18 protein-coding genes are annotated in these 19,988 nt (G+C 29.3%); 12 read left to right on the top strand and 6 right to left on the bottom strand.

What is annotated here, in order from left to right; all coding sequences use genetic code 11:
• The first annotated feature begins 69 nt into the window (after positions 1–69).
• Genes GOY08_RS09205 through GOY08_RS09225 form a run of 5 tightly spaced genes read left to right on the top strand, consistent with a single transcriptional unit; the run spans position 70 to position 6,144 of the window.
• Entirely contained in the window at positions 70–831 is a 762-nt protein-coding gene (locus GOY08_RS09205) for an ABC transporter ATP-binding protein (protein WP_158998618.1), read from the top strand.
• A gap of 37 nt (positions 832–868) precedes the next feature.
• A complete protein-coding gene (locus GOY08_RS09210) occupies positions 869–3,673 on the top strand; it encodes an excinuclease ABC subunit UvrA (RefSeq protein ID WP_158998619.1) in 2,805 nt (934 codons plus the stop codon).
• Positions 3,674–3,703: 30 nt separating this feature from the next.
• The gene (gene asd / locus GOY08_RS09215) at positions 3,704–4,651 is read left to right on the top strand and encodes an archaetidylserine decarboxylase (RefSeq protein ID WP_158998620.1); all 948 of its coding nucleotides are present in this window, start codon (positions 3,704–3,706) and stop codon (positions 4,649–4,651) included.
• Positions 4,638–5,627, top strand: coding sequence for a GNAT family N-acetyltransferase (locus GOY08_RS09220; protein ID WP_158998621.1), 990 nt, complete (start codon positions 4,638–4,640; stop codon positions 5,625–5,627). The genes asd and GOY08_RS09220 overlap by 14 nt, the downstream gene beginning before the upstream one ends.
• Before the next feature lie 43 nt (positions 5,628–5,670).
• Positions 5,671–6,144 carry an acyl-CoA thioesterase gene (locus tag GOY08_RS09225; RefSeq protein ID WP_158998622.1) on the top strand — a complete coding sequence of 158 codons (474 nt, stop codon included), beginning with the start codon at positions 5,671–5,673 and terminating at the stop codon, positions 6,142–6,144.
• On the opposite strand, the gene GOY08_RS09230 is transcribed toward GOY08_RS09225, so the two are convergent.
• From GOY08_RS09230 to GOY08_RS09255, 6 genes are all read right to left on the bottom strand, one after another.
• Positions 6,145–7,197 carry a hypothetical protein gene (locus GOY08_RS09230; protein ID WP_158998623.1) on the bottom strand — a complete coding sequence of 351 codons (1,053 nt, stop codon included), beginning with the start codon at positions 7,195–7,197 and terminating at the stop codon, positions 6,145–6,147.
• Positions 7,198–7,457: 260 nt separating this feature from the next.
• The gene (locus tag GOY08_RS09235) at positions 7,458–8,069 is read right to left on the bottom strand and encodes a hypothetical protein (RefSeq protein ID WP_158998624.1); all 612 of its coding nucleotides are present in this window, start codon (positions 8,067–8,069) and stop codon (positions 7,458–7,460) included.
• A 32-nt stretch (positions 8,070–8,101) separates the two neighbouring features.
• Positions 8,102–10,051, bottom strand: coding sequence for a S8 family serine peptidase (locus GOY08_RS09240; RefSeq protein WP_158998625.1), 1,950 nt, complete (start codon positions 10,049–10,051; stop codon positions 8,102–8,104).
• Between the two features lie 46 nt (positions 10,052–10,097).
• Positions 10,098–10,847, bottom strand: coding sequence for a hypothetical protein (locus tag GOY08_RS09245; RefSeq protein ID WP_158998626.1), 750 nt, complete (start codon positions 10,845–10,847; stop codon positions 10,098–10,100).
• Positions 10,848–10,901: 54 nt separating this feature from the next.
• Complete coding sequence (locus GOY08_RS09250; protein WP_158998627.1) at positions 10,902–12,881, bottom strand: S8 family serine peptidase; 1,980 nt, start codon at positions 12,879–12,881, stop codon at positions 10,902–10,904.
• 355 nt (positions 12,882–13,236) lie between these two features.
• On the bottom strand, positions 13,237–13,857 hold the full coding sequence (locus tag GOY08_RS09255) for a 5-formyltetrahydrofolate cyclo-ligase (RefSeq protein ID WP_158998628.1): 621 nt from the start codon (positions 13,855–13,857) through the stop codon (positions 13,237–13,239).
• Positions 13,858–13,930: 73 nt separating this feature from the next.
• Between GOY08_RS09255 and GOY08_RS09260 the strand changes: the two genes are divergently transcribed.
• The 7 genes from GOY08_RS09260 to GOY08_RS09290 all read left to right on the top strand — a co-directional run bounded on the left by GOY08_RS09260 (position 13,931) and on the right by GOY08_RS09290 (position 19,963).
• Complete coding sequence (locus tag GOY08_RS09260) at positions 13,931–14,191, top strand: hypothetical protein (protein ID WP_158998629.1); 261 nt, start codon at positions 13,931–13,933, stop codon at positions 14,189–14,191.
• A gap of 191 nt (positions 14,192–14,382) precedes the next feature.
• On the top strand, positions 14,383–14,691 hold the full coding sequence (locus GOY08_RS09265) for a hypothetical protein (protein ID WP_158998630.1): 309 nt from the start codon (positions 14,383–14,385) through the stop codon (positions 14,689–14,691).
• Between the two features lie 9 nt (positions 14,692–14,700).
• Positions 14,701–15,501, top strand: coding sequence for a MotA/TolQ/ExbB proton channel family protein (locus GOY08_RS09270; protein ID WP_158998631.1), 801 nt, complete (start codon positions 14,701–14,703; stop codon positions 15,499–15,501).
• Positions 15,458–16,012, top strand: a complete 555-nt coding sequence (locus GOY08_RS09275) for a hypothetical protein (RefSeq protein ID WP_158998632.1) — start codon at positions 15,458–15,460, stop codon at positions 16,010–16,012. The genes GOY08_RS09270 and GOY08_RS09275 overlap by 44 nt, the downstream gene beginning before the upstream one ends.
• A gap of 7 nt (positions 16,013–16,019) precedes the next feature.
• Positions 16,020–16,565: a hypothetical protein gene (locus tag GOY08_RS09280; RefSeq protein WP_158998633.1), complete on the top strand. Its 546-nt coding sequence runs from the start codon at positions 16,020–16,022 to the stop codon at positions 16,563–16,565.
• Positions 16,566–16,568: 3 nt separating this feature from the next.
• Positions 16,569–18,296 (top strand): AgmX/PglI C-terminal domain-containing protein, encoded by a 1,728-nt coding sequence (locus GOY08_RS09285; RefSeq protein WP_158998634.1) that lies wholly within the window; start codon positions 16,569–16,571, stop codon positions 18,294–18,296.
• Between the two features lie 11 nt (positions 18,297–18,307).
• Positions 18,308–19,963: a ribonuclease J gene (locus GOY08_RS09290; protein ID WP_158998635.1), complete on the top strand. Its 1,656-nt coding sequence runs from the start codon at positions 18,308–18,310 to the stop codon at positions 19,961–19,963.
• The last annotated feature ends 25 nt before the right edge of the window (positions 19,964–19,988 follow it).

The raw sequence follows: 19,988 nt of genomic DNA on the forward strand, positions 1-19,988 counted from the left end.
ACAATATTAATATTGCAAAGAAATAAAATTCAACCTAAACTCAAGTTCACTTTGATAATAGGAGGATGAGTGCAGGCTTCTGACATAGTTTCTTTGCATAACGTACATCATGCTTTTTTACCTAATAAACCTATTCTTCAAGAGTTAAACCTCAATATCCAAAAAGGTGACTCATTAACCATCCTAGGTCCTGGTGGTTCGGGGAAAAGCACTCTTCTTAAGGTTATCTTAGGTATCATTAAACCGCAATCTGGAAGTGTGCAAGTATTAGGTAAAACTATAAATAACTTAAAAGATGAGGAAAAATCTGAACTATTTAAAAAAATGGGAATGGCTTTTCAACAAGGTGCCTTGTTTGATTTTATGACTGTTAAAGAAAACATTTTATTTGCCATGGAAAATATGACTCATTTCTCTAAATCCGAGCAGGAAGAAAAGGCAAAACTTTTCTTATCTCAAGTTCTTCTTGCACATGCAGCTGATAAATTGCCGAGCGAGTTATCTGGCGGTATGCGCAGAAGAGTAGGATTTATTCGAGCACTTATAACAAACCCCGAACTCGCATTACTTGATGAGCCAACTGCAGGATTAGACCCCGTTACAACAACAATCGTCATAGACATGATTCACAATATTGGGAACAGTATTGGAACAACAATGGTGAGTGTGACATCCAATATTGATGTTGCTTTTCGTTTTGCTAGCAATGTCGCTATTTTAAAAGATGGTAGAATTGTTGGTAAAGGAACAAAAGAAGAATTGCTTGCGTTAAATGATCCTTGGATAACCAATTTTTTAAGTATTAGAAAACACGATTATAATATCTCTTAAAGGTTATAATTGTCTTCATATGAAAAGATGCACTGATATGGATATTGATAATAGTATATTAAAATGTAGAGGAATAAAAACTCACAATTTAAAGAATATTGACATAGATATTCCGTTGAAAAAATGGATTGCGATAACTGGTGTATCTGGCAGTGGTAAAAGCAGTCTTGCTTTTGATACTATTTATTCAGAATCACAAAGACGTTTTTTAGAAACATTAGGTACGTATGAAAGACAATTTCTGCAAGGATTACCTCAAGGGGAATTCCAAGAAATTAATAATATTCCAGCAGCAATAGCTTTAAAGCAAAGCAATAAATCAAGTGACCCAAGAAGTGTGGTAGCATCTGCATGTGACTTGTCTGAACCTTTTCGTGCCCTCTTTATTTCACTAATGGATCCTTCTTGCATTGAGTGCGGTTCTCCTGTTTCTATAGAACAGGCAAAAGATTTATTACAATACATAAACTCTATTAAAAATAAAAAATCTTCATTTTTACTAACTGTTCCATATGAAATTCTAAGTAAAAAATCAATTGAAGATTTAATAATAGAAGGGTATTCAAGAATTATAGTAAATAATAAAATGGTTGATCTTGAAGAATTTGCAAATATAAACAAAACTTATCCTAATCAAATAGATATTATATTGGACAGAATATATAAAGATACTAGCTTAAATGAGTTAGAAAATAGAATTGAAACAATTTGGTCCCAAGTAAAATTTTCACCAAAATTTTACTATATAAATCTTCTTCTTCTAGAAGATGATTTAACATTAAATAATCGTAAAAAATTTCATGTCCAACCTTTTTGTAAAAAATGTGATAAGCAAACTTCAATAATTCAACAAAGTGATTTAGATTGGCAATCTGTTTTAGGAGCATGTAAAAAATGCCAAGGTCTTGGCAATATTCCCGTTTTAGATGAAAATAAAATTATACCAAACAAAGAATTATCTTTATCAGAAGGTGCTATTAAACCTTGGACTTCTGATACATTTTCCTGGCTTCAAGATGAGTTATTAAAATTTTGTAAAAAAACCGATATCAATATTAATACTTCTTACAATAATTTAACTGATAGTCAAAAAAAATTAATTTGGCAAAAATCTAATTCAAACAGCAATAAAAAAGTTAATAATAAATTTATCTCAATTTCTGATTTTTTTGAAATACTTGAAGAAGAAAAATATAAAAGTACTTCAAGAATCCTTCTCGCAAAATATAGAAAATACATATTATGTCCAGACTGCGAAGGAGCTAGGATTGGCTTCGCAGGAAGAAACGCTATTTGTTTTGGAAAAGCCTTTCATGAAATATTTCAATTAGAAGTAAAACAAGTTTTAAATTGGCTTATACAAATTAAATCAGAACAAAAATATACTCAAATTTTACAACAAATATCTTATATTTATGATGAAGTATTTAAAAAGGTAAATTTATTAAATCGATTAGGATTAAGCTCTACTCAACTCTTTAGAAGATGTAAAACTCTTTCTGGAGGAGAATATCAAAGAGTACTTTTAACTCGCGTAATAGGTAACGGACTGACGGACGCTCTATATGTTTTAGATGAACCTAGCATAGGCCTAGGAAAAGCAGAAATGCCTAATTTAATAAGTTGTTTACAAGAATTAAGAGACTTAGGAAATACAATTATCATGGTAGAACATGATAAAGAATTAATATGCGCCGCAGATATTATTTATGAATTAGGTCCAAATGGAGGTGAGGATGGGGGATATTTATTGAAACTAAATAAAGGTATCCCGCACTCATTTTTTACCAATCTAGAAAACAATTTTGAACGTGAAATATTAGACAATGAAAAAATTTATTCACAAAATAATTCTGTTTATTTAAAGAATTTTTCAGCACTAAATTGTTTAAATTTAAATATTGAAATCTTTCTCCAGAAGTTAAACGTAATTACTGGACCAAGTGGAGCTGGAAAAACCACTTTGTTACAATATGGTATAGATGCTGCATTAGAAAAATTATATAATTTTAATGTATCCTTTAATTCTACAATTGATTTAGACACAAAAATTGGTTTATGGGATCAAATTAAAGTACCAAAAAATTTTATTGATAATTATGAAATTGTAAGTGTTGAACAAAAAGCTTTACATCGAACTTCTACCAGTGTACCTGCAACAATTTTAGGTTTAATGGATTTAATCAGAAAAAACTTTGCCCAATCAAAAGATGCAAAATTAAATAATTTTACTTTATCTGATTTTTCTTTTAATGGCGCTGGCGCTTGCGAAAACTGCACTGGTAAAGGAGTTATACAAGAAGATTTATTTTTTCTTGGAGAAGTAGAAAAAATTTGTCCCGATTGTGATGGCACAAGATATAGAACCGATGTTCTAAAAATAAAATGGCAAGGAAAAAATATAAATGAATGGCTAACAACAACTTTACATGAATGTAAAAATTTACTTGGAAAATATCCAGGTTTTGGAAAAAGTTTAACTTTATGTTGCCAACTCGGTCTAGGACATATTCCTTTAGGACTTCCAACTACATCTATGTCGGGAGGTGAGGCTCAAAGATTACGTCTTTGCGCAGCATTAACTAAATCATCAAAAAAAATATTTTGTATACTTGATGAACCCACTCGAGGTTTATCGGAAAAAGATGTCGGAAATCTTTTACAATCAATATTGCAACTTTGTAGTGAGGGGCATACATTTGTTGTTGTTGAACATCATGAACTATTTCAAACACAGGCTCGCCATCTTATAAAATTAGGACCAGGTAGTGGAGTTGAAGGCGGTAAAATTGTAGAAAGATACTTGTTGAAAACTAATAGTAAAGAGTTGGTATTCAATTAATTTATTAGAATCTATTCAGGGATGACAGAAATGTTAAAATCAATTTTGGGAAATACTACGAAACAAATTGAAGTTGTTAAACGTGGAAATGGTGAAAAGTTCATAGAAAAAATTTATGGGGAAGACGCTATGAAGGTTTTTTATGGCAGTTCTGCTGGTGCAGTTTTTACTGAAAAATTTCTCACAAATAAATGGTTAAGTAACATTTATGGTGCTTATAATGACTCAGGAGCAAGTAAACATAAAATCGAAGAATTTGTTAATTCAATGGAAATTAATGTAAGTGAATCAGATAAAGATATCTCGGAATATAATTCTTTTAATGATTTTTTTGCACGAAAACTTCATCCAAGAGCTAGACCAATAAATAGAACTCCTAATGGAATAAATTCTCCTGGTGATGGGAGATTGCTAGTCTTTCCAAAAATAGACGAAACCACAATTTCATATTTAAAATGGGCACCAATAAAACTACTAGATTTATTCAATGGAAATGAAAGCCTAGCTGAGAGATACAAAAATGGATCATGCGGAGTATTAAGACTCTGTCCTGCTGATTACCACAGATTTCACTTTCCTGTTTCTGGTAAAGCTGGTGTTACTAAAACAATTCCTGGTCTGTTACACTCTGTAAATCCTTATGCCTTAGAACAAAAAATTCCTGTCTATTGCTTAAATAAAAGAACAATTTGTGAATTAGATTCAGATCAATTTGGAAAAGTTCTCCTTCTTGAAGTTGGGGCATTATTCGTTGGTACAATCGTCCAAACATATCGACCAGGAATGCAAGTTGAAAAAGGCGATGAAAAAGGTTTCTTTAAATTTGGCGGTAGTACTTGTATTTTCTTCTTTGAACATGGAATAATGAATTTCGATAGTGACCTTATCCATTCATCAAAAGAAGGATATGAAACTTTAGTTCAAATGGGCGAAAAAATAGGTACCTTATCCGAAGGAAAAGGAAATGTCGCAAGTTGATGTTAGTGTACAAGCACAGCGAGAATTTAACATCAACTTCCAAGACCTACTAGAACTGACTAATGCCTGCTTTCAATCAAAAAATTATTTAAATAATTTTCCTCAAGTTTTTAAAGAAGTTTATAAAGATTTTTTATTCCTTTTAAAAAAAAATAAAGATAATGTTTCTTTTTGCTCTTTATTTCCTCTTTCTTTTACTTTTAATAGTGAACAAAGAATAAGTGCATATTGTATTGGAAGTGTTTGCACACACCCTAATTTTAGAAACCAAGGTTTAGCTCTTCAAACTATTCAACTTGCTGAAAATAAAGCAAGAGAAAATCATGCTGACTTCCTCTTGCTTTTTGCTGATAATAATCAACTATATGCAAAAATTGGTTTTGTCTCAATTGGTAAAACTTACTTAGCTCCCATTAGTAAATCAATTGAAAATAAAAACTACTATGAAAATTATTTAAATTTAAATAGTCATATTAAATCTCTAAATAGTTTAAATAATATTATTTATAAAAATTACTCGAATTTAGAACAACTTTCAGAAAATTTAAAAGCTAAAATTTGGAATTTCATAATTTTAAATTCTAAACATTCTGAATCCATTCTTTCATATCTGGAATTTAAAGAAATTTTAAAAATTAAAAATATGCTTTTATTTACAGCTGAAATAAACGAAAAAATTGTTGCAACGAGCTTTCTAAATAAAGGAGATGATTTTAGAAATGTAGTCCATGCTAATTATTATAATAATAGAAATAATATTTTAAAATTGATACAATATATATTAAAAATAAATAATGAAAATGATCTTATATTTTTTCCTGGTGCTTTTCACAATGATTTTAAAGATATGTTTAATTATATAAACCTTCCTTTAATGTCAATTAAATCATTAAATGAGAAAAAATTTCCCATAAAATTATTAAATAATTTATGCAGTAATGATTGTTTTTTTGTTACTAGTTTACAAGGAACTTAAAAGCATACTAAAATTAACGTATAAAGCTCTCATGGAGAAATATATGCTTGAATCTAATGCTTTAGAAAATGAAACTTCTATTCAAATGACTGTTTTAATGACTCCAGATATGGTAAACTTTTCCGGAAAAGTACATGGTGGGGCTATATTAAAATTGTTAGATCAAGTTGCGTATGTATGTGCATCTAGATATTCAGGCCACTATGTTGTTACTCTTTCAGTTGATCAAGTTTTTTTTCGGCACCCTATTCATGTGGGTGAACTTGTTTCATTTTTAGCTTCTATAAATTTTACTGGCAGATCATCAATGGAAGTTGGGATTAAAGTTGTTTCTGAAGACACAAAAACAAGAGTCGTTAACCACGTACTTTCAAGTTATATCACAATGGTTGCAGTCGATGAAAATGGAAAATCTGTAGAAATACCTCAACTTAAAATTACTGCTGAAAAACAAAAAGAGCGGTATGATTCCGCTCTGCAAAGGAAAAAATTAAGAGAACAACTTTGGAAGAAGTAATTAGTTACCTACTTTTTTTATAAAATTTGTATAAATAGAATAGCTATAAAAATTTGGAGCTACTTCTAGCGATTTAGCAAAAATAACTTTGAAACTGACACTTCTACTTGCAGGGAATAATTGTGGAATTTTGCCATTTCTTCTAATCTCATCCGCACTAATAGTAACATTTACACTTGAATTACTAATTGTTTTTATCTTTTTATTTATATTTTGATCTGAGTTTAATTTTATGCTTTTAAAATATGCATCAACTTCTTCATAAGTTTTTAATGAGACAGAAGAATCAACAACTAAATACTCTTGTGCTGGATTAGCCTTATTTTCAAAAACATAGCTACCACGATATAGAGTATAATTATTAGATTTATCATGATGGACTTCAAAAGCATTATTGTTAACAGAATATATTGACCCTAAATTAATTAAAATATTTTTACTGTGATCAAATGAAGGCACAAAAATCTCAACGTCATTAAATGCTTTTTCATAATTACTTATTTCTGTAAATATTTCACTTATAACAATTGAAATTTTTGGATTAGTAGAAAAATTTTCAGGTGTAATATTAGCAACAGAGTAAATTGTCGATGTAAATCCTGTGTAACCTGATTTTAAATTGAAAATAATAGGATTATCAGAATATTTTTGTGTTAACTTTGAAGTTTCACTAGAAGCGCTATACTCTGCAATTACAGAATTATTCTCTTTAACAGAAAAACCTTTTATTTTTAGTTTACAATTTTCATCTGCTTTTTTTATTAATAATCTTTCATTACTAGAATCTTCTAGGTTCCACTCTTCATTTTCCTCCTTACCGAAACAGCCATGATAAGTACCTTTTAATACAAACTTATTTGCCTTTATTTTATCATAAGTCTCTGCAATTTTGATTTTATTTTCTACACTTAAAGCTGCATGAACTTGGCCAACTGAAACAGGATCATAAGTCTCTGTATAGCTATTTTGATCTCCAGATCCACCACGTTTACAACTCATAACCAATGGTATAGACAGCACAGAAAATAAAGACAAATAAATATATTTTTTCATAACAAAACCTCTATTATTTAATTTTTAAATTGATTTTATTTCATTTGCGCAAAATCAAGCTTTTACAGCTGGGTGTTTTCATAGAACAAAAAAAATTTATGATCAAGGTCATTTATTATTAAAATTATTTTATATTTACTTTTAATTTTTTATATTTTATATAATTTAAATAATTAAAAAAATTAAATTATTAATTTTCAAATTAAAAGCAATAAAAAAAGATTACCATAAAAATTTAAGAAATTACTAATTTCTGAAAACTAAAGAGTTTCTTTAAAATTCTCTATTACTTCAACACTAGCTTCAGAAACATAATTTAGTTTTTGAAGTATGCTTAAAGTTTTACTGATTGTTAGCTTTTTTGGAATTTTTATTAAATAATACCCAATATTTGGGTATCTTTTCACAACTTCAAAGGATTTATCTAAAAATTCTGATTTATTTTTTGTTTTGACAATAATAACTCCGCTAAGGATCCCAAAATTTTCATTTGAGTCATTATAAACTATGCTATTTGTATAGCTATAATTTTCAGCAGAATTAGTTTGTTTAATTTTATGGATTGTGAAATTTTTTGTTGCGAATACTAAATTACTTTTTTCATCAATACTACCATTTGTATCCTTGATTTTATTTTTGCCATAATTGGCTACTAAATCAGGATAGACTGTATATTTTATTCCGCCTTGAACAAAGCTTTCGCCTTTATTAAATTTTTTTAACACTTCTTTCTCGTTATCTAAATTCTTTTCATTATTCATATCTTTTTCAATACTTTTATTTTCTAAAATCTTATCACTTGCATAACCACAAATCTGCGCAGTTAAAGGTAAGAAAAAACTTATAGTGGTTAAAATTGTTTTGAGTTTCATATAATCTCCATAATATTTCAAGCTAAATTACTTCAATGTCCAGAAACTTTTAATTTCCATCCTTTAAAAATTGCATCTAATTTGTGAATTCCAGTATTAATTATTCTTAATTTCCATTTACCAACGCTTTCCTCACCATAAAAAGCATTTGATTGAAGTTGCATGTCAGTCATATTTCCATTTTTTGAAAATGCATTAGCAGCATTCCAAATAATATTTTTTGTTCCACTAGGGCTTACTAGTTCTATACTAATATCACCGATATATTTGCTACTGACAGAAACTCTTACTTGTAAACTCTCTATTTTTAACGAATCTTCTTTATTAACTTCAATTTCAGATGTAAATCCTTTTAAATCACCTGGATTTATTAATTCATTAAAATTAGATCCTATTGGCTTTACCCAATCATTTTCAACGTACTTTCCTAAAGAATTATTATAATTTTTTGCTAAATTCACAGCTTCTGCAACATTAATTCTACCAAATCCATACCAATTAGAAAAATGAAAGCCTGCTTTATTGGTAATCCAACCTAATTCCGCTTGATAATTATTCCCGTTTTCTAATTGAATATTTACGCCATTAAATTCTTTATCAACTTGAGTTGCAGTTTTAGCTAAAATGTACTTAACATCACGCCACGTCAAGTCTGGATTTGCTTCTAAAATTAAAGCTATACTACCAGAAGTAACAGGAGTTGCAGATGAAGTACCATTCATCGAGTTAGTATAATTACCATCTTTATTTTCAATAATATCACAAGCATTAAAAGAATTTCCTATTTGTAAGATAGGATCCTTCTTTTTATAATCAATTACCTTACTCGCACCATATTCTTTTCCAGACACATCTGTAGTGAATATTGCTGGTTCTCCAAGTGTTGGCTTATATTTTGACCAATCTATTGTTTCGTTAATATTTTTTAATTTTTCTTCTATCCAAGCTTTATTTTTACCAAATTCCCCACCTGGAGCACTAATCCATAAAGAAGAACCTGTTGTTGAATAAGATGATTTTTTTCCTTGCGCATTTAATGCAGCTACAGTAATAACTTCAGCCATTGTTGATTCAAAATTCATATTAGAATTTTGGCAAGATAGTTTAAATTTATTTGCAGATTCACAACTTAATTCAGAACCCAATCCAAGACTATTGTAACCATTTCCTGCAGCTTTAACGTATATCGCACCTTTACCATTTCTTAACGATTTTGTACCAAATTTAAATGATTCTATTGAAGCTTTTATAGAAGGCTCATCTTCCTTTAGCTGTCTTAAATTATTCGAACCAAAACTCATACTAAATATATCATTTCCCTTAGATGCATCAGATGCCCCTAAAGAATCCATAAAATTTTGAAATGTTTGTCCTTCTCGAGTAATAGTATTGTAGCCAGATAATTGAGCTCTTGGCGCAACTCCAGAGCCTCCAAATCCTAAATTACTTCGCATGGCAATAATTCCAGAAACCATTGTTCCATGATCTCTATCATCATCATGTGTTGGTGAAGGATCATTTTTTGCAAAACCATTATTTCTAAAATTAATCGACCATGTTTTTGATTTATTAATGATATTATCTATATTTGGAGACAATGATGGATGTTTAATTTCTAACCCAGAATCCACAACACCAACATATATACCTTTTCCACTAAGACATTGATCTTTCAAAACAGAATAGACATTTATATCTTCACCTGCTTTTGGATAATCGGTTGTAAAAGCAGTCTTTCCTGTATTATATAAGTGCCATTGATATTTTCCTAAAGGATTATTAGCATCATCTAAAAGATCAGTACAAAATTTATCCTTCGATTCATTAGCAAAAGATTCATCATCTGAATTAGATTCTTCATCTGATTTTGCATTTTCTCCTTCATTATTAATATTTTTGGAATCAGTATTTTTTTTACATGATGACAATGTAGATATAACTAAAGCAGAAAACAATGCGATATTTTTAAATCTAATTTGCATTTTTACTCCAAAAAATTAATTATGAGAGAAATAATCTATAAATTAACTACATTGGCTTTTTAAAGTTTTCTAAAACTTCTACATTAATAGAAGATTTCTTTTCACCATCAACAGTAATACTTGCTGGATTTAAGGCTTTTAACTTATCTGTCGCCTCTTTAATCTGAATATTTTCCGGATATTTAATTACATATAGCCCCATATTTTTATATGATTTTATAATTTTATAATTTCCATTTGGAACTTTTATTTTACTCACTTCAGGATCTATTTTAATAATTATATTTCCAGTAATAACTGCAAATTTTTTAGTTTTGTTATTAAAAGCAACTTTAAAATTGTCATTACTTTTTGAATCAATACTGTCATTTTTAGATGATATTTTTCTGTCAGCTGAAACTTTTTGTTTCGATTTTTTAGAATCATTTCCTTCAAAATATATCCTAAACTCGCCTTTATCAAGTAAAACTGTCTTTGGAGCACTCACATTTATGTCTAAAGAATTTTTCCCAGCATTATCATCATTTGAAAAATCTCTGAGATCTTCTTTACCCGTTGAAGCTTTTAAGCCTTTAAATATTGTATAATTCATACCACCTTGAACAAAGTTTTCTTCAACCGTTAAATTTTTCTTGACACTTTCAATAAATTTCTTCTCATCAATTTCTTTTGATTTTTCAGCATCTGTTATTGATATTTCGCTTGAAAAAGAGTTTTGAGAATTATCAATTGAATATGAATTACCAGAATAAACTAACACCAAACCAGCAAAGAATAAGAATGACTTAGATTTCATAACATTTTCCTTAAATTTATATTTTTAAATCAAACTATTATCATATTAATTCTTTTACAAAGGTTGTTTTGAACCTGAAAATTGTAAACGAATTCCTTTAAAAGTAACATTTTTAGCATTTAATCCAGCATTTATAATTTTTACAGTCCAATTACCTGAACTATTTTCTCCATAAAATGCATTACTTTGAATAGGCATTTTTACTAAATTTCCATTTCCAGCAAACGCATTTCCAACATGCCAGATAATACTTTTTGTTCCACTTGGTGAAGTTAATTCAATGCCAACATCACCAACGTAATCACTATCAATAGATACTTCTGCTCTTACTGATTCAATTTTAATGTTATTTGGTTTATTTACGGTTGGAATATTATATACAATTCCTTTTACTCCTACAGGAACACTAATTGAAGTTGCAAAACCTCTAGCAGGATGCCATGGTAATTCAACATAATTACCTAAGTTAACATTATAATATTTAGCCAACTTCACAGCTTCTGCTACATTAATTCTTCCAAATCCGTACCAGTTGGAAAAATGAAATCCAGCTGCATTTGTTGTCCAACCATCTTCCACTTGATATTCATCTTGATTACCTAATTTAATTTTTACTCCTGCAAAATCTTTATCAACTTTTGTCGCTGTTTTAGCAATTATATATTTCACATCTCGCCAGGTTAAATTTGGATTTGCTTCAAGAATTAAAGCTAAACTTCCAGAAGTAACAGGAGTTGCAGAAGAAGTACCATTCATTGTATTTGTATAATCAAAATTTGGATTTAAAAGATTTCCTGCTTCATCAGTAGCAGTACCTGCATTAAATGAATTTCTTATATTGAAAACATCATCAAGGCTAAATTCACTATCGGAATTAACAATTTTGCTCATTCCATATCTAGATCCCATCACATCAGTTGTTACTATAGCTGGTTCACCTAGAGTTGGTCTTAAAGCTTTCCAATCAACATTTTTTCCAAATCTATGGTAATTTTCATCAACCCACTCTTTATCAAATCCAAATTCACCTCCAGGCGCACTTATCCATAGAGACGAACCAGTTGTTGAATAACTTGTTTTCTTACCATTCGCGTTTAACGCACCAACTGTAATAACTTCTGGTATGGAATTGTCTGTGTTCATATTTGAATCTTGACATGATACTTTTAACTTAACAGCCATTGAACATGAAGCAACACTTGCAGGATCTCTTCCTAATTTTGTAAATCCATTTCCAGCTGCTTTGACATATAAAGCACCTTTGCCATCTCTTAAATGTCTCGTTCCATATTTATAAGCTGTTAGTGCTCCTAAAGTGATAGGATCATCTGCAGATATTTGTTCAATATTGTTGTCACCATAACTCATATTGAAAATATCATTCCCTTTTGAGTCATCTGAGCCACCTAATGAATCAACAAAATTTTGAAATTGTTGCACTCCAGCTTCAGCCTGAATAATATTGTAACCCGCAAGTTTTGCTCTTGGAGCTACTCCTGACCCACCAAAACCCAAGTTACTACGCATAGCTATAATTCCACTTACCATTGTTCCATGATCATCATCATCATCAGCTACAGGTGAAGGATCATTAGCAAGTAAGCGGTTATCTCTAAAGTTAATTGATCTTGCTTTAGTATTATTTTCAACATTTTTCTTTAAAGATGGATGGGCAATTTGTAATCCAGAATCTACAACCGCAACACTAACTCCTTGGCCACTGATACAATCATCTTTCAAAACAGAATCAACATTTATATCTTCACCAGGTGTTCCTGGTGAACTGGCAAAAGCTTTTTGTCCAGTATTCTTCAAGTGCCATTGATATTTTCCTAATGGATTTTTAGCTGTATCTGATAAATCTGTACAATGTCTTTCTGTGTCACCTGCATTTAAAATGTTAGAATTTTCAGTAGATAAATATTTATCATCAGCATTACTTGCTGAATTATTGGATTTTCCGCATGAAGAAAGAAAAGAAACGGCAAAAGCAGAAACAGAAAAAATTGCAAGATATTTGCCATTTAAACTCATAAAAATTACCTCATTATTGAGTATCTATTATAATAATATTATTTGTATTGACTGAATAGCCAAACTACAAAAAAGTTTTTTAATTGTCAAACTTTTTCTTATTTTTATTTAAATTTTTTACATATTTTTATTTTTAATTTTTGGTAAGCTATTTAATAAAGATTAATGTGGATTAAATATATTATATTTTAGAAGAATATTTTAGATATTTAATTTTAAAAAAAAGAAAAACATTTTTAGAAAAGTTAAATTTATTTTTTTGCTCTTTTTTAAAATTAGATATTCAATTTTAGAAATGTTTAATTTAGAGTTTAATTCTCATAAAAATTTTAAATTTTTAGTTTTTTAAAAAATATTACCATACAATTAAGTCTACTTTTTCATCAGAACTTTCTTTTGGAAGATCATCTATTAAAAATCTTTCCGAGGGAAGACAAAATATTGCTGTAATTTGGTCTCGATTCGTTTTTAAAAATCTATCGTAGTATCCCCCGCCATATCCTAAACGATATCCTTCTTTTGAGGCAGCTAATCCAGGAACAAAACAAAGCATTGGCGGCATAGAGCTATTGTATTCAAAACAATGTTCTTTCTTTTTTTCTAAAATTCCATATTTATTTTTGATATAGTTTTCTTTCCCATCTCCATATTGAAACCAAAGAAGTCCTTTTCCTTCTTGAACAGCTGGAAATAGCCAATATTCTTCAGAAAATCTAGCAATATCCAGTTCAAATCGAATTGGAAAATAACATGCTAAAAAGAGTTTTTTTGCAATCAATTGCTCTTTTAATTGTTTTTCAGGAATTTTAAGTAATTCTAATGCCCTAAAAAATTGCTTAGCTCCCCAATTTACATCGTTTGTTTCATGAAATAATTGTTCTCTTTCTAAAAGCAATATTTTTCTTAATAACTTTTTTTGTTCTGGAATAGGCAAATTATTGTCTTTATGATTTAGAATATCTTTTAATTTTCTCATTTTCGTCTTGTCGCCTCCTTTTAATTAGAATAACCTATATTTCGTTTGTTAACCTGCCCTAAGGAGATAAGCCATGGCTTTATCAGAAACTCTTGTAAAAATGTCACCAGTTAAAGGTGAGTATTATCTTGTTGAAAGAGAAAAAATTGACGACTTATATCGTAATGCTGGACATAGTGATGAAGATGAAGTCCCAAACTTTATTACTATTGATGGAAAAGAGTGCCTTTTCACTGAAAATTTTATTGAAAAAGATGGGAAAGAATATGAAATTGTTATGGTAGCCAATGGATTCTCTTGGGAAGATATTATCATATATGATGAAGAAGAATAAATTCTGCATCATATCTAAATATATCTCTTTCTTTTACTTACCTTTTAATTAATCACATCCCCCAAAAAAATTTCCGACAGGCAAAATTTTCTCTTTTTATTAGTCAAAATAATGTTTACTTTATTATTGATATTCTTGATTAATTACACCACAATTCAATAATTAAATACATTTTTTTGAAGATAAAAACTATGAAATTAAATGTGCAAATAAAAACATGTAAATTGTTAATGACATTAAATCTATTCGTTTTGTTACTTTATTTAAACTCACCAGCAATTTCACAAGTAAATCAAGAGAAAAATTCAATCACCATTGATGGAGAAGCAGAACCAGCGAGCTTAGCTGATATTCCTTTGCCAAAATTTAATTATGACACGGATTCATTTGACTCAGGATTTAATCCACAAAAAGAACTTATTCAGCTTTTAGATAGACCAAATGAGTTAACAGGTATGAATGAAAATGATTTTATGCTGGAGTTTCCATTTGATAAATAAGGAAGGTATATGTTAAATGATATTTTTTTAATGTACCGAAATGGTGAAATTATTCCTTTTATCATTTTAGCTTTTGTCTCAGTTGGCTACATTATTATTTTTGAAAAATTTATTATTCTTCAATTCGTCTATCGTATTAACTTTGAAAAATTTAATACAACGATAAAAAAAATGCTTGCAGCAAATGACATGGAAAGAGCAAGAAATTTTACTAAGGCAACCTCAAAAACAGCTGTACCTATGCTGACTCTTAAAGCTATTGATGCTTACGAAAATGATCCAATGCGAGTTAGAGCTACTGTATCAGAAGAAAGTCTGCGTTTTTTTCCCAGAGTGAGAAGAAGAATCAGTCAACTCCCAAATTTAGCAGCAGCAAGTGTATTGCTTGGAGCTATTGCTGCAGTTCAAGGTATTTGGAGCTCTTTTAGAATGGTTGAAGGGCTAGAACTTGGATTAAAAAGTTTTGCTTTTTCAAATGGGCTTTCACATGCTCTACTTCCTCTAGCTATATCATTAGTTTCGGCAGTTTTACTCATGGTTCCATTTGGAATTTTAGATGCCATTGCTTGGAGACTGGAAGCAGAAATGGAACACAGCTTATGTGTTGTTCTAAATATTTTATCTCCAGAAATGCAACCAATGTTTACGGGCGGAGCTGCAGTCGCAACTAATCAAGAAGAAACAGAAAATTTTTCTCGAAATAATTTAGATGGTGATGGCGGACACGAAAGAATGGATTCGAAAGGGAAAAAAGATGATAGTGCCGATGCGGGTCTACAAGAGGTTCCTGACGAAGAAGAAATTATCTAGTTTTTCTTGGACATATTGGGGGTTCGCACTCATTACAACGATTGGTATTGGGTTTTTATTTACTATTGTAGAACTGATTAAAACACATGATAGAAAAATTGTTTTTTATAATCTTCGCACTTTAAATACTGAAAATAATCGTATAAAAGCAATTGCAAATGAAACATATTTATCTAATGATTCACCTATTTTTGTTTTTATCCGTGATAATGTTCTTTTTGGTACTTTAAAAAGTGTCATAGCCCCTCAACCTAACAATGATTTATTAATTTTAGGAAAAGACTGGAAATATGATTTTCTAACTAAAATAGGATCATATAAATACAAAAGTAAAATTTTTCCAAGTTCTGTTGTAGGTGTAATGTTTGATTCTGAATTCTCAAATAATAAAACGGTTGAATTATTACAAACAATTTACGAAGTAATAGAACAACAAAATTTAAACTCTAACTATTCGAATAAGAAAAATTCACCATCTATAGTTTTATTAGATATGTTTAAAGATAATTGAGGAATTAATGTTTACTTTAGCAACAAAAAAATTTGGTGTTTGGAAAGAAGAAAGAGCTGTAACAGTTATAAGTTATAAATTAATGTCAAGACAATTTTTGTTTTCTTTAGCTATAGCTGCTTTTATAAGCTGGACAATTTTTATTATAGCTCTAAAAATAAGAGAAGAATTTTTTCTTTTTGAATCTGCTTCTAAAGCTTATAGTAATCTTGATAAAATCAAAAAACTACAAAAAGGTTTTTTTCTTCGTGAAAGAAGCTCTGCAATTACTATTTATCTTTCCCATGAACAAGAAAGTAATAATTTAAGAATAATTTTTGAAAATGGTAAGTCATTCACTTTGCCTAGAGATGGACAAAAATTTCTTGATTATTTTGAAGATAAAAGAAAAAATATAATGCTAACTGCATTATTAATTAGAGTTCCAGACCCTTCTATTTCAAGGGTTAAAATTTGGTCAGACAGAACAATATCTTTCCAAGATATTAAATATGTAATGAAAGTATTTTCTCAATTTGGATATGATGACTTTGATATTGCTGTTGAAAGGTAACTTATGCCAGCCAACAAGAAAAAAATATTAAATCAAAACACATTTTTGTTTCTTCAGGTTTTTCAAACTGGAGCGTTACAGGTTGAAAAAAAATTAAGAATTGATTCATTACTTATGAAAAAAATAAAAATTGGAGACAAACCAAAATGTGATCTATTTATTCCATATGCCCGCACTTTACTCGAAATGGTATTATTTAAAATAGGTAGAAATAAAGTTGATATAATACTAGATCCGAGACTTGATGGATTTTTATCTACTGGAAATAAGTTTGGAAATTTTAAAGATTTTACATCACCACGAGGCTCGTTACTGCAACTTACTTCTATAGAAGATCCATTAGTTATCTCATTAGATTATGGATCAAGAGGAAAAATTTTATTTAATGGTTTTGATATCACTTTTAAAATTGAAAAAGAAAATGCAATAAGATATTCTCCAAAAGTACCAGGACTTGAAAGAACTATTTTCCAAATGCCAGAATATGATATTCCAATTGAAAGAAAGGTAATTCCAATAAGTATATTAGCAACTGCTCTTGCTTTTCTACCAATGATTTTTTGGTTATTAAAAGCACCTCTTGTGCCATATGCCGGAATAATTAATTTACCTGATGAAATTGCAATAAAAATTATATCACCAGAAAATATTAGGCTTCTTCCTTTTGTTTACAAAACGAAATATGATGCAAATGATAATAAAAAATTAGCTATTTTTTGGATTTTTGAACTGATGAAAAGATGGGAAAATGCTGAAATTGGAAAGACATCTGAATCAGTTATTCCATTTTTGCAAAATGCGCATGATTATGTGGATAATTCCAGCAAAATAGAAAATTGGGAAAAATCTATATATGAAAATAACAAAAATTTAGAAATTCAAAGAACAGCTAAAGATGCTGACAGATATTTTTCATTTTTGAAAACTTATCCTACTTTTTCAGGTTCTGTATCGGGAATAAATGGAGGATCACAATATTCTGTCTTGCTTAAAAGAATAGATCAATTACAAAAAACTGACCAAGCAATAATCGAATACTTAGATGAAGAACATGCTATACTTAAAGAGTTTTATGCAGAAAAATATAAAGCAAGAAAGTTAGGGATAGTAGATCCTCCATCTACTGGTCAAGTCATTGGACCACAACCTGATAAATCATTTATAACAGAATTTAAGAACTTTAAAGATGCTGAAAGAGAGGCTGCTATTGCAGAAGAATCTGAATATAGAAAAAAAATGTTAGAGAAGTATAAAATGGATAAAAATAATAAGAATTCAATTATTTGGATATCTCAAAGCAGTCTTATTATTCCATCTGACTATAGAAAGAAAAATGATAATATTAATTATGATTTACAATATAATAACTTAATGCATAATGCATATTATTCAGTTGGTATTTTCAAAATTCCTCCACTACCTCCTCCTAAAGCAACAATAGATACACAAATGGTAGATTTCGTTATTTTTAATAAAAAAGAAGAAATAAGATCATGTTACAATTCAGCAATTAGAAAACATCCTGGTTTGCAAGGAAATATGACTATCAGTTGGAAAATACTTGAAACAGGAAAAGCGGCCGATGTTTCAGTAGTTGAATCAAGCATTTTTGATAAAAATTTGATAGCTTGTCTTGAATCAAGACTTTTGGTCTGGAATTTTCCAAAACCAAAAAATGGATTTGTAACCGTTACTTATCCTTTTCAGTTTATTATTACGAAGAACAAATGATTGGATTTTAAATGGATTCTAACTTTCTTAAAATCATCCCACTTGGAGGCTGTGGTGAAATAGGGATGAATATGACAATTTTAAATGTCATAGATAAATTTTATTTTATTGATTGTGGTGCATTATTTCCAGATCCGTCTCATGTAGGTGTTGACTTAATTCTACCAGATACAAAATTTTTAGAAGAAAATCAAATTCAACCTGAAGCATGGTTAATAACACATGGTCATGAAGATCATATAGGAGCGCTCCCTTTTATTTATAAAAAATTTCCTGCACCAATTTATGGAACAGAATTTACTATCGAATTAATAAAGTCTAAATTTGAAGAAGCTGAAATTTTTGATGCCATATTTAATGTATGGAATTATTTTGAACCAGTATATTTTAGAAACATAAAATTGACCATTTTTCCTGTTAACCATAGTATTGCGCAGGCATCTGGATTTTTTATTGAAACAAAATTAGGTAATGTGCTGCACATGGGTGATTTTCGTATCGATAAAAACCCTCCTGAAAAAACAATGACTCACGAAAATATTAAAAAAGTAACTGAAGGAAAATCTGTAACTTTAATGATGAGTGACAGTACAAACTCTTTCCAAACCGGAACAGACCTTAGCGAAGCAGATGTCTCACCTCAATTCATAGAATATTTAGAAAAAGAGAACGGTGTTGTATTAATAGCTACTTTTGCAAGTAATATTTGGAGACTGCAAAGTATATTAGAAGCTGCTTACTTGACAGGTAGAAAAGTAGTATTTTTAGGAAAATCATTATTAAAAAATACAGAAATTGCAGGACGATTAGGTTTACTTAATGTTCATAATAATGTTTTTATTGATATCAGCGAAATTAATAACTTCCCACGAAATGAAATTTGTTTAATTTGTACTGGCAGTCAAGGAGAGTCATTTTCTGGGTTACATCGTATTGCTTGGAATAATATTCATGAATTCAAAATTAGCGAACATGATACAATTATATTTTCATCTAGAATGATACCAGGAAATGAAAAACAAATTGACAGTTTAATAACTCAATTTACCCGTATTGGTTGTAAAGTAGTTACGTCAAAAGAAAATAATTCTATTCATGTTAGCGGACATGGATATCAAGAGGATTTAATTAAATGTATTGAAACAGTTAAACCAGATAGTTTTTTGCCTGTGCATGGAACTTATAGACATCTCAAAAAACATCGTGAAATTGCAATATCCTGCGGTATTGATCCACAAAATGCATATTTAGCTGAGAATGGTGATGTTGTTGTTGTAGGGCCCAAATTAATGGGAGTGGTAGATACAGTTACAAGCGGCAGAGATTATGTTTGTCCGGGAGGAATATTTTCACAAAATAGTCAAATTTATAAAGACAGAATAGCTTTGGCACATGGTGGTATTGTTGTTGTATCAATGAATTTTGAAGCAAATAATTATAATTTGGTAAATGATCCAATAGTTGTTATTAAAGGAGTTCCTATTGATAGCAAAGAATTAGCTAAAAAAGTTCCTATGATTTTTAATAATGTTTTTGATCAATGTGCAAAAAAAAGAAATTTTTCTCCTGAAATACTCCAAGAAGATATGCGAGTTGCAATAAGACGATTTATTGAAAAACGTTTAAATTTCAAAACAAATGTACTTATAATATTTCAACATATTTAAATTTGGAATGTTTCATTTAAATTAC

This window comes from Pigmentibacter ruber (assembly GCF_009792895.1).
GTDB classification, from domain to species: Bacteria; Bdellovibrionota_B; Oligoflexia; order Silvanigrellales; family Silvanigrellaceae; genus Silvanigrella; species Silvanigrella rubra.

Coding starts and splice junctions, on each gene's coding strand:
- GOY08_RS09260 (WP_158998629.1), top strand. CDS start 13,931: ATGGCTTTATCAGAAACTCTTGTAAAAATGTCACCAGTTAAAGGTGAG.
- GOY08_RS09255 (WP_158998628.1), bottom strand. CDS start 13,857: ATGAGAAAATTAAAAGATATTCTAAATCATAAAGACAATAATTTGCCT.
- GOY08_RS09225 (WP_158998622.1), top strand. CDS start 5,671: ATGCTTGAATCTAATGCTTTAGAAAATGAAACTTCTATTCAAATGACT.
- asd (WP_158998620.1), top strand. CDS start 3,704: ATGTTAAAATCAATTTTGGGAAATACTACGAAACAAATTGAAGTTGTT.
- GOY08_RS09265 (WP_158998630.1), top strand. CDS start 14,383: ATGAAATTAAATGTGCAAATAAAAACATGTAAATTGTTAATGACATTA.
- GOY08_RS09280 (WP_158998633.1), top strand. CDS start 16,020: ATGTTTACTTTAGCAACAAAAAAATTTGGTGTTTGGAAAGAAGAAAGA.
- GOY08_RS09270 (WP_158998631.1), top strand. CDS start 14,701: ATGTTAAATGATATTTTTTTAATGTACCGAAATGGTGAAATTATTCCT.
- GOY08_RS09240 (WP_158998625.1), bottom strand. CDS start 10,051: ATGCAAATTAGATTTAAAAATATCGCATTGTTTTCTGCTTTAGTTATA.
- GOY08_RS09210 (WP_158998619.1), top strand. CDS start 869: ATGGATATTGATAATAGTATATTAAAATGTAGAGGAATAAAAACTCAC.
- GOY08_RS09275 (WP_158998632.1), top strand. CDS start 15,458: ATGCGGGTCTACAAGAGGTTCCTGACGAAGAAGAAATTATCTAGTTTT.
- GOY08_RS09220 (WP_158998621.1), top strand. CDS start 4,638: ATGTCGCAAGTTGATGTTAGTGTACAAGCACAGCGAGAATTTAACATC.
- GOY08_RS09230 (WP_158998623.1), bottom strand. CDS start 7,197: ATGAAAAAATATATTTATTTGTCTTTATTTTCTGTGCTGTCTATACCA.
- GOY08_RS09235 (WP_158998624.1), bottom strand. CDS start 8,069: ATGAAACTCAAAACAATTTTAACCACTATAAGTTTTTTCTTACCTTTA.
- GOY08_RS09245 (WP_158998626.1), bottom strand. CDS start 10,847: ATGAAATCTAAGTCATTCTTATTCTTTGCTGGTTTGGTGTTAGTTTAT.
- GOY08_RS09290 (WP_158998635.1), top strand. CDS start 18,308: ATGGATTCTAACTTTCTTAAAATCATCCCACTTGGAGGCTGTGGTGAA.
- GOY08_RS09285 (WP_158998634.1), top strand. CDS start 16,569: ATGCCAGCCAACAAGAAAAAAATATTAAATCAAAACACATTTTTGTTT.
- GOY08_RS09250 (WP_158998627.1), bottom strand. CDS start 12,881: ATGAGTTTAAATGGCAAATATCTTGCAATTTTTTCTGTTTCTGCTTTT.